Below are 16,083 nucleotides of genomic sequence, written 5' to 3' on the forward strand. Positions count from 1 at the left end.
GCTTAACGCATAGTCACAAACTCTTCCGCTGCGGTTGGGTGAATAGCCACAGTGTTATCAAAGTCTTTCTTGGTTGCGCCCATTTTTAACGCTACTGCGAAGCCTTGCAGAATTTCATCCATACCAAAGCCAATGCCATGAATACCGACAATTTTTTCTTCTTCACCCACACAAATTAACTTCATACGGCAAGGTTGACGATGAGAAGTTACCGCAGTATACATGGCTGTGAAAGACGATTTATAAGTTTTCACATTTTCAGCGCCATATTTTTCAACGGCTTCTGGCTCAGTTAAACCCACAGTGCCAATTGGTGGGTGTGAAAATACTACCGTTGGAATATTACTGTAATCTAAATGTTCATCTGGTTTATTATTAAATAAACGTTCGGATAAACGACGCCCTGCCGCAACAGCCACAGGAGTCAATTCAACAGCACCAGTATTATCACCCACTGCATATACACCAGCGACATTGGTATTTTGGTATTTATCCACTTTGATGTAGCCTTTCTCATCCAGCTCAACACCCGTGGCTTCAATATTCAGGTTATCCGTCATTGGCTCACGACCAATAGCCCAAATCAATGCATCAACTGTATGCTCTTGGCCATTTTCCAATTTTAACGTTAAAGAACCATCGGCATTTTTTACCACTTCTTTTGGAATAGACTCTGTGTGCAGTTTTGGCCCTTCCGTGTTCATAACTTCAACCAGCGTTTCTACAATCAGAGGGTCGAATGAACGCAGTGGCGCATGTTTACGAACAAATAAGTGTGCTTGCGCACCGAGTCCATTTAAAACACCTGCCAATTCAACAGCGATATAACCCGCACCCACCACAGCAACACGCTTTGGTAGCGCTTCCAGCTCGAAGAAACCATCAGAAGTCATACCATACTCTGCACCAGGGATAGCAGGGATCACAGGGCGACCACCGGTGGCAATTAAAATATGATCCGCGGTATAAGTTTCGCCATCCACTTCAACAGTATGCGCATCAACAAAACGAGCAAAACCACTGATCACATCAACTTTATTATTGCCAAGAACGCGGTCATAAGATTGATGAATGCGATCAATATAAGCAGTACGGCTATCAATTAATGTTTTCCAATCAAAACGATTAATTGTCGTATCGAAACCATAGTCAGGACCATAATTACGAATGGCTTCAGAAATTTGTGCCGCATGCCACATAACCTTTTTCGGTACGCAACCTACGTTCACACAAGTTCCACCTAATGCTTTAGCCTCAATTAAGGCACATTTTTGCCCATACATTGCTGCACGGTTCATCGACGCAATACCACCGCTTCCGCCACCAATTGCAATATAGTCGTAATGTTTGCTCATAATTTGGTTATTCCCATTGATTGAATGACTCATTGATTCATTTTCTCGCATCATGCTATTGATTGCCATGGCATGAATAGCGTTTTATGATAGCTAATACCTGTTAATTCAATTGGCTATACCTAACCTATTGTGCGAATTATTCTGGTACAACCCACTCAACTAAAGTATACCCTATACCTTCAGGCACCAGTGTTTTATGTAACCAAGGCAGCACATTTTTCATTTGCTGTTCCAATTTCCACGGTGGGTTGATGACAATCATACCCGATGCCGTCATGCCGCGTTGGTCGCTGTCAGGTCGCACAGCCAATTCGATTTGTAAAATTCTGCGGATCCCTGTTGCTTCTAATTGATTAAGCATACGTTTTATTTGTTGGCGCAACACGACGGGATACCAAATTGCATAGGTTCCCGTTGCAAAACGTTTGTACCCTTCAACCACACCTTTAACGACCGCTTCATAGTCTGTTTTCATTTCATAAGGTGGGTCCATCAACACAAAACCTCGACGACTTTGTGGTGGTAACTTTGATTTTAATTGTTGATAGCCATCTTCTTTAGAAACTTGTGCTCGATTATCACGTGAAAACTCAGTACGTAATAACGGATAATCGCTCGGATGTAATTCCGTTAATACCAGTTTATCTTGCTCACGCAATAAATATTTGGCTAATAAAGGCGAGCCCGGATAATAACGCAAACGGCCATTATCATTGAGCTTACGTACAATACTCATATAGGGCTGTAATTCCTCAGGTAAATCTGGTTGCTCCCATATCCGCGCAATCCCTTCGAGGTATTCACCTGTTTTTTCTGCATGTTCACTGGTTAGTTGATAACGACCTGCACCTGAATGCGTGTCTAAATACAGAAAAGGTTTTTCTTTCTCTTTTAGAGACTCAATAATCAAACTCTGTACCGTGTGTTTTAACACATCGGCATGGTTGCCTGCGTGAAAGCTGTGACGATAACTTAACATGTAACGTTTATTTCCTGAGGAAATTCAACACTAGCCAAATAAGATGACTACTATTAAATAGGTGCTTTAAAGAGTGCCTTTTTGAACAAAAAATAGGCCGGATTAATTCTTCAGCCTCATTATAGCTAAATTTAGCCACAATTGTCACAGTGAAGGCAGCGCTAAAATTCACATGACCTAAATGAAATAAAACGCTATCCTAAATACAAATTTCAACATAACCAGGGGTAAATCATGAAGAAGCTACTGATAGTAACCACAGCTTCCGCTTTGTTTTTTGTAAGTTCATCAGTCATGGCAGCTAAAACACAAAATGGCTGCGACATTAAAAAACAAAGAATTGAAGCACAGATAAAATACGCGAAACAGCATGGCAACCAATACCGTGTTCGCGGCTTAGAAGAAGCATTAGATAACGTTAATCGTTATTGCACCCCAGAGTCTTTATATCGTGATAGCCAAAAGAATGTCGACGAAAAACGTGAAAAAGTGCAAGAACGCGAAGCTGAATTAAAAGAAGAAAAGCAACAAGGTAATGACCTCAAAAAGATTAAAAAACGTGAACGCAAATTAGCTGAAGCGCAAGCTGAATTAAAAGAAGCACAAGACGAGATGCAGATATACAAAGGGGCTCTTTAATTTTGATATATTCCCTTTTTCCTGATTAATGAATTGGTTACTTTCACTGCACAATATCATTCCAATGACATTTGTTTATCTAAAAAATAGGCATTGGGATGAAGTTACCCTTTATTTTAGGCTATAGTATTGTGCATATCATTCATAACTAGCCACTGAACAAGGCCAAAGTAAGACAGTTTTCGTTGCAGGAAAAGGGGATTAAATGTCGAATATGCAGGAAGAAGAACAAAAAGATAGCAACAAGCTGAAAGCGACACTGAATAAAAGTATTGATGGCAGTAAAAAAGCGCTCACATTCTCAATGCGTGTTGTTAATTTTATTTGTGCAATTCCATTTATTGCACACCTCATTCGAACCGCACAACGTTTTACTGACCGTATGGGAAACCAGTTTGGTGCCGCAATTACCTATTTCTCATTTCTATCGTTAATTCCTGTTTTAATGTTTTCATTTGCAGCTGCGGGTTTTGTCTTAGCCAGTAACCCTGAACTACTTGAAAAATTAGTCCGAGGAATTTCTGCAAATATTACTGACCCAACCCTAGCTAATACATTAGAAAGAACCATCGATACTGCAATTCGCCAACGTACGACGGTCGGGTTAACCGGTTTAGCCTTAGCGGTATATTCAGGAGTCAACTGGGTAAATAACTTACGCTTAGCTATTTTGGCTCAATCGCGCCCTGTATGGGAGCGAAATGAAGATGAGCACGAAAACATTATTTTCCGCTATATCCGCGATTTTTTTGCTTTGATTGGTTTGCTGATCGCATTGGTTGTCACAATCATGCTCACTTCAGTGGCCGGTTCTGCACAAGCAACCATTGTCAGCACATTAGGGCTTGATGGTATCGAGTGGTTAAAACCTGCGTGGACACTAATAGGGTTAACTATTTCTATCATGGCTAATTTCCTATTATTTTTATGGATTTTTTGGATTTTACCTCGTATGCAACATCGTCGTCGGTCCCTCATCAAAGGGACTTTTCTGGCTGCCATCGGGTTTGAAATTATTAAATCAATCATGACATGGATTTTACCGAACCTAGCGTCATCTCCTTCCGGTGCAGCATTTGGTTCAGTACTAGGTTTAATGGCTTTTTTCTACTTTTTTGCCCGTTTAACCCTATTTTGTGCAGCATGGATAGCTACCGATGAGCAAAAAGACTCATTGCCTACCGAAACAACGCTTTAATCATCCAATTAGGGCAGCGATAATCGCCGCCCTACTATTTACACAATTTATCCATTCATCTCTTCAACCCACGTTTTCACAAGCAAGGCGGCTGGCATTTCACGGATTTTCACTAGGTTTTTCCCTGCCCAATGAGCAGAAAAGTCATCACTCCCCAACTGACTTGCTGCGGCATTTAACTGTTTTGCAATATCATAAGCAATTGGATAATCAGGTAATTCATTTATTTTATAATCAAGGCCTATTTGCGTAAATTGATTCGCAATCCCCCTTGCCGGCCGCCCTGAGATTACAGTTGTTAAAGTGGTGGTATTCGTTGTCTGGCTTTTCAATTTTTGCCGATAGCTACTATTTGCGGCAGATTCAGGACACAAAATAAACGCCGTTCCCAACTGCGCTGCGGCTGCACCTCCATCTAATGCCCCTTTGATATCATAACCATCCATCATTCCCCCTGCTGCAATAATAGGTAACTGGGTCTGTTTTATAAGTAATGATACCAATGCGTTAGTCGTTAATTGTTCATCTTGCATATTTACATCAAATATACCGCGATGCCCACCAGCCTCAATACCTTGAGCAACAATTGCATCAATCCCGGCCTGTTCTATTAACTGGGCTTCTTGCAAATTAGTCGCGGTGGCTAAGGTATAAATGCCTTGCGACTTTAATTGCTGTACGACCTCGGCTGAAGGGATATTAAAATGAAAGCTGACTGAAGCTGGTTTCATCTCTAACAACATCGCCAACATTTCAGAGTTACCTAAAAAAGTTTGGTAGATTTCATTAAGATGAGTTGGAGGAGTCGTATTAAACTGAGCAAAGTAAGGCGCCAGATATTCTATCCATGCGCGTTCATTAGTTTGGTTGCGTTTTGGTGGTTGATGACAAAATAGATTCACATTGAATGCCTTATCTGTCAGTGCCTGTGTTTGAGCTATCATCTGACGTGCTTGTTCAACTGTGCTTGCCCCTAACCCTAATGAACCTAACCCACCGGACTCAGAAACTGCCGCCACTAATGCAGGTGTAGACACCCCCACCATCGGTGCTTGAATGATAGGATAGCGTAAGCCTAACCGGTGTAAAAATGCATTTTCTTTAGCCATTTTCTTTCCTTTATTGTAATGTCGGGATACACTTTACTTTCTTACATTGAGAATGAATATAGCACCATATTCACATAAAGAGAAAATGAACACTGAAACTCTTAAAATATTCTGTACCGTTGCTGCTGAGCTCAATATCACCCGCGCAGCTGCACGTTTAGGTCGCGTACCATCGAATATCACAACACGAATTCAACAATTGGAGTCAAATCTTGGCGAACTGTTGTTTATTCGGCAAAATAAACGCCTTGAACTTTCAGAGGCTGGTAGGCAATTTCTTGATTATGCTCATCGGTTATTAGCCCTTGAGGAAGAAGCTCGCCATGTCATTAGTGGGGGGCGAGAAGGTGGGCAGTTGCGTATTGGAAGCATGGAAAGTACGGCGGCTTGTCGGCTACCCATACCTTTAGCACAATTTCATCAGCAAAACCCAAATACTAAATTGTTATTACGTACTGGGTCTTCACTTTCATTGCTAGAACAAGTCAATAGCGGCAAACTGGATTGTGCGTTTGTCGCACTGCCTTCTGCGCTATATGAACCTAACCAACTCTCACAAATGGGGATCAAGACCGAGGTCATTTGGCAAGAAGAATTGCAATTGTTGCTTCCTGAACATGAACATTCAGCAACCATTGTAAATCAAGTTAAAACCCGTTGTTTAGCGGCTTTTGCACAAGGGTGTAGCTATCGGAATATTGCGGAGCAATGGTTAAATATTCCAGCAAGTTTCGATTGGAATGTACAAGAAATGAACTCTTATCACGCGATGGTGGCTTGTGTTACCGCAGGGAGCTGCGTGGCACTTCTTCCAAAAAAATTAATCGAATCAATGCCTGTTTCATCTTTAAAATTAGGCAGAATTACAGTGACTCACTGTGATACCCTTTTGATTTACCGCGAAAATTACCATGTCCCTGCTTTTAGCGCATTTAAAGCGTGTATTAGTGCATCTAGTCATGATTAATATAGTGCCTTCATTATAATTACCTAACATGGGGTCATGATGACTAGCTTTGTGAAACAACTTGAAGAATTAACCTGTGGGGTTGTTCTCTATTATCACAACCAGACGAAAAGCAGTGTTGCTAGTTTCTGTTCTAGGGGATCAGACCTTGCAGGCTCCCCACTCACTGTCGATACACCACTACGGATAGCGAGTAATACAAAAACCTTTACCGCGGCAGCGATTTTACGACTTGCTGAATTAGGCAAACTGAGCATCAATGATGCTATCTCTAAACATATCGACCCAAAATATAATTTATTACTAAGTGCCCAATATGACACGAATGCAATTACCGTGCGTCATTTACTCAATCACAGTAGCGGGCTATTAGACCATGCTGATGCCGACTACCTAACTGAAGTTCTCAAACGCCCTAATTATCAGTGGAGCCGTGCAGAGCAATTAGAAATGTACATCCACAAGCAGTTTCCATTTTTTCCACCTGCTAAATCGTACATCTACTCAGATACTGGCTATATTTTGTTGGGGGATATTATTGAGCGAATAACAGGCAAATCACTTGGTCTAGCAGTAAGAGAATTACTCAAATTTGATTCAATTGGACTAGAAACTGCCTATTGGGAACACCTAGAATCTCCCCCAACAATAGCAGCACCTAGATCACGCCAATATTTAGGGAAGTTGGAAGGGACACATATCCACGCCTCTATGGATGCTTATGGCGGTGGTGGTTTAGTGATGTCATCAAAGCAGATGGCAGTGTTTTTAGAGGCGCTTTTCGGGGGGGCTATTTTTTCATCGCCAGCGACCCTAACAACCATGTTAAGTACCGGCCCCCATGATGGAGCAGAAAATTATCGACTCGGCATTATGGCAAGTGTTGTTAACGGCATTACCTTATATTCTCATTTAGGTTTTTGGGGCTCTGTGGCTTATTACTCCCCTCAAACAAAAACAAGTGCCGCAGGGTTTGTCGATAACAGGGGTTCACGAGAAATACTAATAACGGCTATTGAATCGTTACTAAGCCAACAAGTTTGAAAAAGGATAGCCAATGGTGACCAACGGCTACCCTTCATCATTTATTGTGCAACGGCCGGTTTAGCAGGCACGAGATCTGTTTGCGTGCCAGTTGATGTGGAGGCTTGTGGCCAAAGTGCTTTAATAAATTTTTGGCGAATTTGTTCCGCATCCATTGTTTGTTTATCTTTTGGCTGCGCTAAAACAAAAGCTGCTTCTTGCGATAATAAGCGACGCGCTTCCATGTTAACTTGCTCAAGGCTTTGCGATGCTAAAAAAGACTGCCTTAAACGTTGATACTGTTCGGGAGCAATATCAACGACCCCATTTTGCTGGGAAATCAAACGCTGACTAATCAAAACATCAGTGCTGGTGCGGGCATAGGCAGCAAACAATTGTGATAGCTGCACCTGTTTTTCTTTTATCATGTCATCAAACAGCTCGGCAGGGATACCATTTTGGTTAATTGTAGCTAACTCATTAATGACAATATCAGTCACCGCGGCCATTTTTTCGGGTGCAGCACTGACTGATAGCGTACAAGTGGCTTTCTGGTATTGCACACGACAATCAAGCCCAGAGACCACTTCACCTTGGTTAAATTTTTGATTAAACGTTTTTTGCAAAGAACGATAAACCGCTTCGCGCGCTAAGTCACTTGCCCAATAACGTAATAATATATTTGAGTCTTTAATTGGTATCCAATCGATATCCCAAATCAAAGAAAGGGTATCCTGCGCCAGTTGTTCTTGTAAAATATCAATAGATTGTGGTTTTACCGTGGATAGCACCGCGACAGACACAGGCTCAGAGCGTCTTCCTTCCAGAGATGAAAAAGTTTGCGATATCGAGTCAGATAACATCCGAGGATCCACATGACCAGCAACGTATAACGTCATCACATCTGGCGTATACCATTTTTGGTAAAAAGCGTTCACGCTTTCGAGATCGACATTGTCATTTGGTTTTTGGCCAGGGTCATAACCCATCATCGCAGAACCTTTTAAACGAGCTCGCCAAACTGGGTCGCTTGCATTTAAAGGCAGTGTTGCAACAGGCACGTTTTCAGCTGTTAAGCCATTATGCAGTGTCGTTTCGGTATATTCGGCTTTCACTACAGAGGTAGCTAGCCAACTCAATGCTTGCTTGATTAAATCAGGCCTGTTGTTAGGTAAACTTAAGCTGTAAGTTGTGTAATCATAAGAAACAACCGCAGGTGGAATTGGCATGTCTGGGTCTGTTGCCTGACGCCAAAACTCTTGTAACGTTGCGGTTGGAAATGTTTCAGTCTGATGATACAACGCCATTTTAGGAATTAAATAACTGTACCCTTTCTCACTCGCTTTTTCTGTTAATGAACCTGTTTTAATTGCTAATCTGAGTTGGATACGGTCATTTGGACGCTGTGGTGTTTGTAATAATTGCCAGCTAAAGCCATTTTCTAGCTTTCCTTGCTGCCATGCTGGATCAGGTTGCAAAGATTCAGCGCTTGCAAATTGAGTCACTGATAATAATACAACACTGATAATATACCGAACTTTCAAGCCCTGCATGTAAACCCCTATGTGTTTTATATCTTTATATTTAACCGCAAATTACGACAGGTAAATTAACGAAAAGCGTGAACTTACCGGGTTAAACAATACCGTTTGGCTTTATCCAATTTTAATTTTCACCACTATAACGATATTAGACCATAAAGCTGAGTTCATGTTCATGGCTTAGTCTGAATTTTGCTGTTTTCTTTGACGGTTGTAACCTTTTGCAAGTAACCCAAGCTCATCATCATGATGATATTCAGAAACAACCAGCTGATTAACTTGATCATTTTCCTGTAACTCGATAGCCATTTTACGCAATGGCCTGACAATCATCCTGCTGACACACCACGTCATTGCAATAGCAATGATAAGCACCAACAATAAGTAAGTCGTTGTCATCAATGCCAGTGTGTTTAAAGCAAACCGATATACACGATTAGGGTCGACTTGTAAGGTTAAATACCCTTGAGGCTTCGCTTGCAATACAGCATTGCCGTATGCATATAAAGGTACCGTCATTTCGACTGGAATGCCGACAAAGTAAGTCGCCCACTCGGGGATTGGCTTCGGTGTTGCAAAACTTAAATTCATCACCGTTGCATTATCAACCGTCACAATCGCATTACCCATAATACCTGATGTCTTTAAGCTAATGAGTAATCTTTTCGCCTCGCTAAGGTCCGAACTTAGCAATGCGTCGGTTAATGGTTTCTGAATTTGTACAACAGCATTACTAAGCTGGTCTAAATAATCTTGCTTACGTTGTTCGATTAAGTAGCTGAATTGGATAGCTAAAAAAAGCGCGAGAGAGAGTAACGTAATTCCAAAGAATACGATCATACTTTTTAACGTTAGTGAGCGTTGGACCTGTGTGTTCATTTGACCACAACCTTCCTAATCAAGCAGCTTTTTAAAGAAAAATAGAAACGTCAATCAGTATACTTGATTTTATCCCCAAAAGAGTAATTTAAAAAGAAAGATTGGATATTTAGGATAAACGATATCCTAAAGAGAATTAAATATAAAATAGAAGAGAAAAACGGCAGAAAGTCAGACTTTCCGCCGTATTAAACATTAACTCACGACAACAGATTGTTTCTCGTCTTCATCAACAGCAAAACACGCTACTAACTGTTGGTCATACTCATTTAATGTCGGCTGGAACTGAGTACATTGGCCAAAAGCTCTACGGCAACGAGCCGCGAAAGCACAGCCTGGAGGTGGGTTCAGTGGGCTCGGCAATTCCCCTGTTAACTTAATACGTTCACGCCTTGAGTCTGGGTTTAACCTTGGTGTTGCAGATAACAAGGCTTGTGTATAAGGATGCAAAGGGTTATTAAAAATCTGCTCTTTCGTGCCTTTTTCAACGCAACGTCCTAAATACATTACCATGACCTCATCAGCAATATGCTCAACCACAGATAAGTCATGGGAAATAAACACATAAGACAAGCCAAGATCCTGTTGTAAATCCATCATCAAGTTTAATACCTGAGCGCGAACAGAGACATCCAGCGCAGAAACAGGCTCATCTGCAACAACAATGTCTGGGTCAAGCATTAAACCTCGTGCTATCGCAATACGTTGCCTTTGCCCTCCCGAGAACATGTGTGGGTATCGGCTATAATGTTCTGTTTTTAAACCTACTTTTGCCATCATTGATAATACTTTTTCTTTGCGCTGTTCTTTCGATAGCGAAGTATTAATCAATAAAGGTTCTTCTAAAATTTGCCCCACCTTTTTACGGGGATTCAATGAGCCGTATGGGTTTTGGAAAACAATTTGAATTTTCTGACGACGCAGCTTCTCCGCTGATTTATCTCTAATCAGCAAATTTTGATCTTGATAATACAATTCGCCATCAGAAGGTTGCTCTATCATCGTTAACAAACGACCAAGTGTGGATTTACCACACCCCGACTCCCCAACTACGGCTAGCGTTTTACCTTTCTCTAATTCAAAAGAAACCCCATCTAACGCTTTAAGGGTTTTCTCCGCAGAAAAAAAACCACTTTTAACAGAATAATACTTTTTCAAATCCACGGCTTTTAGCAATGGGGTATGTTGTTTGTCACTCATAATGTTGGCCTCCCCATATCATCTAACGGCATATGGCATTTGACTTGGCGATCACCAACGGTTTGTAACATTGGCTCCTCTTGACGGCACTTATCCGTTGCGTATGGGCAACGTGGATTTAATAAACAACCGACAGGCCTGTCATATTTACCGGGAACAACACCAGGGAGTGATGCTAAACGTGATTTATTCGTTGCAAACTCAGGTAATGCTCTCAATAGTGCTTGGGTATAAGGGTGACGTGGGTGTTTAAAAATATCACTCGCTTTTGCTGATTCAACCACCTGCCCTGCATACATCACGATGATATGGTGTGCAGCTTCAGCCACAAGTGCAAGGTCATGGGTGATCAACACTAACGCCATGTTTTCTTGCTGTTGTAGCTCCAAAAGTAGCTCAATAATCTGCGCTTGAATTGTGACATCCAAAGCTGTTGTTGGCTCATCAGCAATCAACAGTTTAGGGCGACAAGCAATCGCCATTGCAATCATCACCCGCTGACTCATCCCACCTGATAATTGATGGGGATAGACATCCAAGCGTGATTGAGGATCAGGGATACCTACCATGTCGAGTAAATCGACAGCCCGCTGTTTCCGTGTGCTTTTACTGCCGCCTTGATGCACTTTGAGTGCTTCCATGATTTGATAACCCACGGTAAAACATGGGTTTAGGCTGGTCATCGGGTCTTGGAAAATCATCGCGACATCCGCACCAATAATTTGTCTACGTTCTTTTTCAGGCATAGACAATAAATCGCGTCCATCAAACTCCAACGATTCTGCCATCACTTTCCCGGGGTAATCAATTAACCCCATGATGGCAAGTGAGCTAACCGATTTCCCAGAACCAGATTCACCGACGATACCAACGACTTGCCCTTTATCAACGCTATAACTGATACGATCAACCGCGCGAAATGGCGCTTTTCCATCGCCAAAATGAACCGAGAGTTGTTCTACATTTAACAGTGCCATTAGATTACCTCATCACTGCTTGAGTTTTGGATCGAATGCATCGCGTAAACCATCACCCATCAGGTTAAACGCAAGCACCGTCAGTAAAATCGCCAGTCCTGGGAAAGTCACCACCCACCATGCACTCTGTGCAAACTGCAGCACATCAGACAGCATAGTTCCCCACTCAGGAGTTGGTGGCTGAGCGCCCATACCGAGGAAACCCAAAGCAGCCATATCTAAGATAGCATTCGAAAAACCTAAAGAGGCCTGTACAATCAATGGAGCCAAACAGTTAGGTAAAATATTCACAAACATTTGACGTATTGAGCCTGCACCAGCAACTCGAGAGGCCGTCACATAATCACGGTTCACTTCCACTAAAACGGCGGCACGCGTTAACCTGATATAGTGAGGTAAAGCAACAAAAGTCAGAGCAATAGACGCATTAACAATAGAAGGCCCAAAAATTGCGACTAAAACTAAAGCCAATAGCAAGCTAGGTAATGCCAACATGATATCAACTACACGCATGATTAGCGCATCAACAATACCACCGAAGTAACCTGCAATTACGCCAATGGTCACGCCCATTATCAAGGACAGCACGACAACCAAGCACCCAACTAATAAAGATAAACGAGCGCCATACATCAAGCGAGAAAGTAAATCACGCCCAACATCATCCGTTCCTAGAATAAACTGCCAGCTCCCACCCTCATCCCAAACTGGTGGAGCCAATAAAAAATCACGAAACTGTTCATCAGGGGCATGTGGTGCTAATACACCCGCAAAAATAGCAATTAGTACCATCAGGATGATATAAAACATCCCAACAACGGCCCCTTTATTACGTTTAAAATAATGCCAAAATTCTTGTAATGGTGTCATCGGCTGTGGGGCGCTGACAACAGTTGGCTCAGTAGATTGAGACATTTAGCGCTCCTTATTTTTTATGACGAATGCGTGGATTTACAATGCCATATAGCAAGTCGACCACTAAGTTAACAAAAATGATCAGCGTTGCCACGAGCAGTACGCCACCTTGTACGACAGGGTAGTCACGACGTTGCAGCCCTTCGATTAACCAACGTCCCAACCCAGGCCATGAGAAAATAGTTTCTGTTAAAATAGCGCCTGCTAACATGACGCCAACTTGTAAACCGATAACCGTTACAACGGGGAGTAAAGCGTTGCGTAGTGCGTGGATTAGGATCACGCGTGCGCGGCCAAGGCCTTTCGCTCGCGCTGTTCGAATATAATCTTCGCCTAACACTTCCAACATTGATGAACGCGTCATGCGAACAATAACCGCCAGAGGGATCGTCCCTAATACAATAGAAGGCAATATCAAGTGCTCAACAGCATCAATAAAGTTACCTTCTTCACCCCAAATCCAAGTATCGATTAACATAAAACCGGTCAGTGGGTTTGAATCATCAAGGAAGACCATATCACTCACCCGCCCAGCAACTGGAGTGAGGTCTAATTGCACCGACACTAACATGATGAGCATAATCCCCCACCAAAATATCGGCATTGAATAACCCGTTAAAGAAAGACCAATCGCGGTGTGGTCAAAGATTGACCCACGTTTTACAGCGGCTAAAACCCCAACAGGGATACCAACAGAAACCGCAAAAATCATTGCACAAGTGGCTAATTCAACTGTCGCTAAAAAGCGAGGTAAAAACTCTTCCCAAACACCAATACGGCTTTTTAGAGAAATCCCTAAGTCACCATGAAATATCCCATTAACATAATGCAGATATTGCTTCCAAAGTGGCTGGTCAAGGCCTAACTCAGCCATTAAGTAGGCGTGCCTTTCAGGAGAGATCCCCCTCTCCCCAGCCATGATCATAACTGGGTCACCGGGGATCATGTGAACAAAAGCAAAAGTAAGTAGTGTGATACCGATAAACGTCGGGATCACAAGCCCCAATCGTCGGAGGATAAATTGCAGCATATCCTGAATCTCTTTAATAATGCCGTTGACGGCTCTTAGTCCGTTTGGCTACTCAGAAAATAAATTTTCCGGGTGCTCACAAACAACTGAACTTCTCTGTTTCTTCTAAGTCTTTGGGTTATTGATCCTTATGGGTGCTGCTTACAGCACGCTTAGATGCAAGAAACCGTTAACATGATTAATTTACAGACTACTTAATACAAAACTCACCATGCAAAATTATCATCTAGAAGAATACCCCTTAGAGGAGAAAACGCCCCGCGCTGCAAATTAGCAACGAAGGGCATTAACAGATTAGATACGATTACTTCTCAATGTCGACGTTTTCGAAGTGATGTTTACCTAATGGATCAACCACATAGCCTTTCACTTCCTTACGTACAGGTTCAAACACCGTTGAGTGTGCAATGATAAGCGCAGGAGCCTGCTCATTCATTACGACTTGTGCCTGTTTATACAATTCGACGCGTTTGTCATGATCAGCCGTCTGACGTGCAGGTTGGATCAAGTTTTCAAAGCTTTGATTACACCATTTTGAATAGTTAGAACCTTGTTCTTTTGCTGCACAGCTAAATAATGTTGCGAAGAAATTATCAGGGTCACCATTATCACCAGTCCAACCCATCATCACGGTTTGAGGCTCACCATCTTTCGCACGTTTGAGATATTCGCCCCACTCATAGCTCACAACTTTAGATTTAACACCGATCTTTGACCAATCCGCTTGGATCATTTCAGCCATACGGCGCGCATTTGGGTTATACGGACGTTGTACTGGCATTGCCCATAAATCAATCTCAAAGCCATTAGGGAAGCCTGCTTCTGCTAATAATGCTTTTGCTTTTTCAGGGTTATATTCATAATCCTTCACAGCGTCGTTATATCCCCACATTGTTGGCGGGATTAAGTTTTTCGCTTTCTGACCTGCGCCTTGATAAACCGCATCAATGATGGCGTCTTTATTCACTGCCATTGAGAGGGCTTGACGAACTTTTTGGTTATCCAGTGGTTTTTTCTCAACATTATATGAAAGATAGCCAACGTTCAGACCTGGCTGCTCCATCAATGTAATGTTTTTATCTTGCTTCATCCGCTCTAAGTCAGCCGGGTTTGGATATGGCATAACTTGGCATTCATTTTTTTGTAACTTAGCATAACGTACTGAAGCATCCGGCGTGATTGAGAAAACTAAGCGGTCAAGTTTCGGTTTTGTACCCCAATACTGATCATTGGCTTTATACAGAATACGAGAGTCTTTTTGGTATTGCTGTAAAACAAATGGGCCCGTCCCTATTGGGTTTAAGTCCACTTTTTCTGGCGTACCTGCTTTGAGCATTTGGTCCGCATATTCCGCAGAAAGGATTGATGCAAAGTCCATAGCCATATCCGCTAAGAATGGAGACTCAGGGCGAGTTAGCGTAATTTTTACTGTGTTATCATCAACTTTTTCAACTTTATCAATGATTTTGTCCATATCCATGCCCATAAAGTACTCATAGCTACCACCTGATACTTTATGATATGGGTGATTAGCGTCTTTTTGGCGCATAAATGTGTAGATCACATCATCTGCATTGAAGTCACGGCTTGGCTTAAATTGTTTATTAGAGTGCCATTTAACCCCTTTGCGTAAATGGAAGGTATATACCTTGCCATCATCACTTACTTCCCAGCTTTCAGCTAAGCCAGGTGCGATCTCTGTTGTCCCTAATTTAAATTCAACTAAACGGTTATATAATGGGATTGAACTTGCATCATACGTTGTTCCAGAAGTAAAGAGTTGAGGGTTAAAACCTTCAGGAGAACCTTCTGAACAATAAACTAATGTTTTTGCTTGTACTGAGGCCGATACAGCCAATGCTGCTAATGTTAACCCTACAGTAAGTAGACCTGTCTTTTTAATAGAGCGCATCTGTATGCTCCTATGTTGTTTTTGCTTAATGCCTAAACCCGTCATATAAATGACAGATGTAGTATCTGTATTTTTTGTTATTCATTGTGCAATTAATCAACTGTCACTCACTTCGTCAATAGCCGTATTTGCTACACACCCACAACTCTCGTAACATATTAGAAACATCTGTCACACTAAATTAGCTTAATATATTACCAATCAAGACAAAAGGCAGATGTTATAACCACATTATTGTTGATGATTAGTGTTTTATGTTTGAGCTATTTATTTTTATATTTGTGATTAAGTGCTGAATTAGTGAACGAATATAGCGTGCTATACGGAGGTATGCAAAATAAAACTCTAAAGGAAAT

The 16,083-nt window shown here is 41.9% G+C and carries 14 protein-coding genes; 4 read left to right on the forward strand and 10 right to left on the reverse strand.

Features of this window, described 5'->3' with window-relative positions:
- Positions 1-2: 2 nt before the first annotated feature.
- Together gorA and ACIPUA_RS02260 are read right to left on the reverse strand one after the other, a co-directional pair.
- Positions 3-1,355, reverse strand: coding sequence for a glutathione-disulfide reductase (gene gorA, locus ACIPUA_RS02255; RefSeq protein ID WP_042847802.1), 1,353 nt, complete (start codon positions 1,353-1,355; stop codon positions 3-5).
- 139 nt (positions 1,356-1,494) lie between these two features.
- Entirely contained in the window at positions 1,495-2,337 is an 843-nt protein-coding gene (locus tag ACIPUA_RS02260) for a 23S rRNA (adenine(2030)-N(6))-methyltransferase RlmJ (RefSeq protein ID WP_449059234.1), read from the reverse strand.
- A gap of 234 nt (positions 2,338-2,571) precedes the next feature.
- Between ACIPUA_RS02260 and ACIPUA_RS02265 the strand changes: the two genes are divergently transcribed.
- Both ACIPUA_RS02265 and yhjD read left to right on the forward strand, forming a co-directional pair.
- Positions 2,572-2,976, forward strand: a complete 405-nt coding sequence (locus ACIPUA_RS02265) for a DUF1090 domain-containing protein (RefSeq protein ID WP_042847646.1) — start codon at positions 2,572-2,574, stop codon at positions 2,974-2,976.
- A 205-nt stretch (positions 2,977-3,181) separates the two neighbouring features.
- The gene (yhjD, locus tag ACIPUA_RS02270; protein ID WP_370661209.1) at positions 3,182-4,174 is read left to right on the forward strand and encodes an inner membrane protein YhjD; all 993 of its coding nucleotides are present in this window, start codon (positions 3,182-3,184) and stop codon (positions 4,172-4,174) included.
- A 47-nt stretch (positions 4,175-4,221) separates the two neighbouring features.
- On the opposite strand, the gene ACIPUA_RS02275 is transcribed toward yhjD, so the two are convergent.
- Positions 4,222-5,283, reverse strand: a complete 1,062-nt coding sequence (locus tag ACIPUA_RS02275; protein ID WP_449059235.1) for an NAD(P)H-dependent flavin oxidoreductase — start codon at positions 5,281-5,283, stop codon at positions 4,222-4,224.
- 85 nt (positions 5,284-5,368) lie between these two features.
- Between ACIPUA_RS02275 and ACIPUA_RS02280 the strand changes: the two genes are divergently transcribed.
- A complete protein-coding gene (locus tag ACIPUA_RS02280) occupies positions 5,369-6,250 on the forward strand; it encodes a LysR substrate-binding domain-containing protein (RefSeq protein ID WP_071547624.1) in 882 nt (293 codons plus the stop codon).
- A gap of 39 nt (positions 6,251-6,289) precedes the next feature.
- Complete coding sequence (locus ACIPUA_RS02285) at positions 6,290-7,294, forward strand: serine hydrolase domain-containing protein (protein ID WP_081363925.1); 1,005 nt, start codon at positions 6,290-6,292, stop codon at positions 7,292-7,294.
- A 41-nt stretch (positions 7,295-7,335) separates the two neighbouring features.
- Here the strand turns inward: ACIPUA_RS02285 and ACIPUA_RS02290 are convergent, their stop codons facing one another.
- The 7 genes from ACIPUA_RS02290 to dppA form a co-directional block, all read right to left on the reverse strand.
- Positions 7,336-8,826, reverse strand: coding sequence for a M16 family metallopeptidase (locus ACIPUA_RS02290; protein WP_449059236.1), 1,491 nt, complete (start codon positions 8,824-8,826; stop codon positions 7,336-7,338).
- 168 nt (positions 8,827-8,994) lie between these two features.
- Complete coding sequence (locus ACIPUA_RS02295) at positions 8,995-9,693, reverse strand: HAMP domain-containing protein (protein WP_042847652.1); 699 nt, start codon at positions 9,691-9,693, stop codon at positions 8,995-8,997.
- A gap of 195 nt (positions 9,694-9,888) precedes the next feature.
- A complete protein-coding gene (gene dppF, locus ACIPUA_RS02300; RefSeq protein ID WP_042847655.1) occupies positions 9,889-10,893 on the reverse strand; it encodes a dipeptide ABC transporter ATP-binding subunit DppF in 1,005 nt (334 codons plus the stop codon).
- Positions 10,890-11,870: a dipeptide ABC transporter ATP-binding protein gene (gene dppD, locus ACIPUA_RS02305; protein ID WP_042847656.1), complete on the reverse strand. Its 981-nt coding sequence runs from the start codon at positions 11,868-11,870 to the stop codon at positions 10,890-10,892. Before dppD ends, dppF begins: the two co-directional genes overlap by 4 nt.
- A 12-nt stretch (positions 11,871-11,882) precedes the next feature.
- Complete coding sequence (gene dppC / locus ACIPUA_RS02310) at positions 11,883-12,785, reverse strand: dipeptide ABC transporter permease DppC (RefSeq protein ID WP_042847657.1); 903 nt, start codon at positions 12,783-12,785, stop codon at positions 11,883-11,885.
- 10 nt (positions 12,786-12,795) lie between these two features.
- On the reverse strand, positions 12,796-13,815 hold the full coding sequence (gene dppB / locus ACIPUA_RS02315) for a dipeptide ABC transporter permease DppB (RefSeq protein WP_048605437.1): 1,020 nt from the start codon (positions 13,813-13,815) through the stop codon (positions 12,796-12,798).
- A 304-nt stretch (positions 13,816-14,119) separates the two neighbouring features.
- Positions 14,120-15,727 carry a dipeptide ABC transporter periplasmic-binding protein DppA gene (dppA, locus tag ACIPUA_RS02320; protein WP_042847660.1) on the reverse strand — a complete coding sequence of 536 codons (1,608 nt, stop codon included), beginning with the start codon at positions 15,725-15,727 and terminating at the stop codon, positions 14,120-14,122.
- Positions 15,728-16,083 lie beyond the last annotated feature (356 nt).

This window comes from Providencia sp. AGC89, from assembly GCF_053543535.1.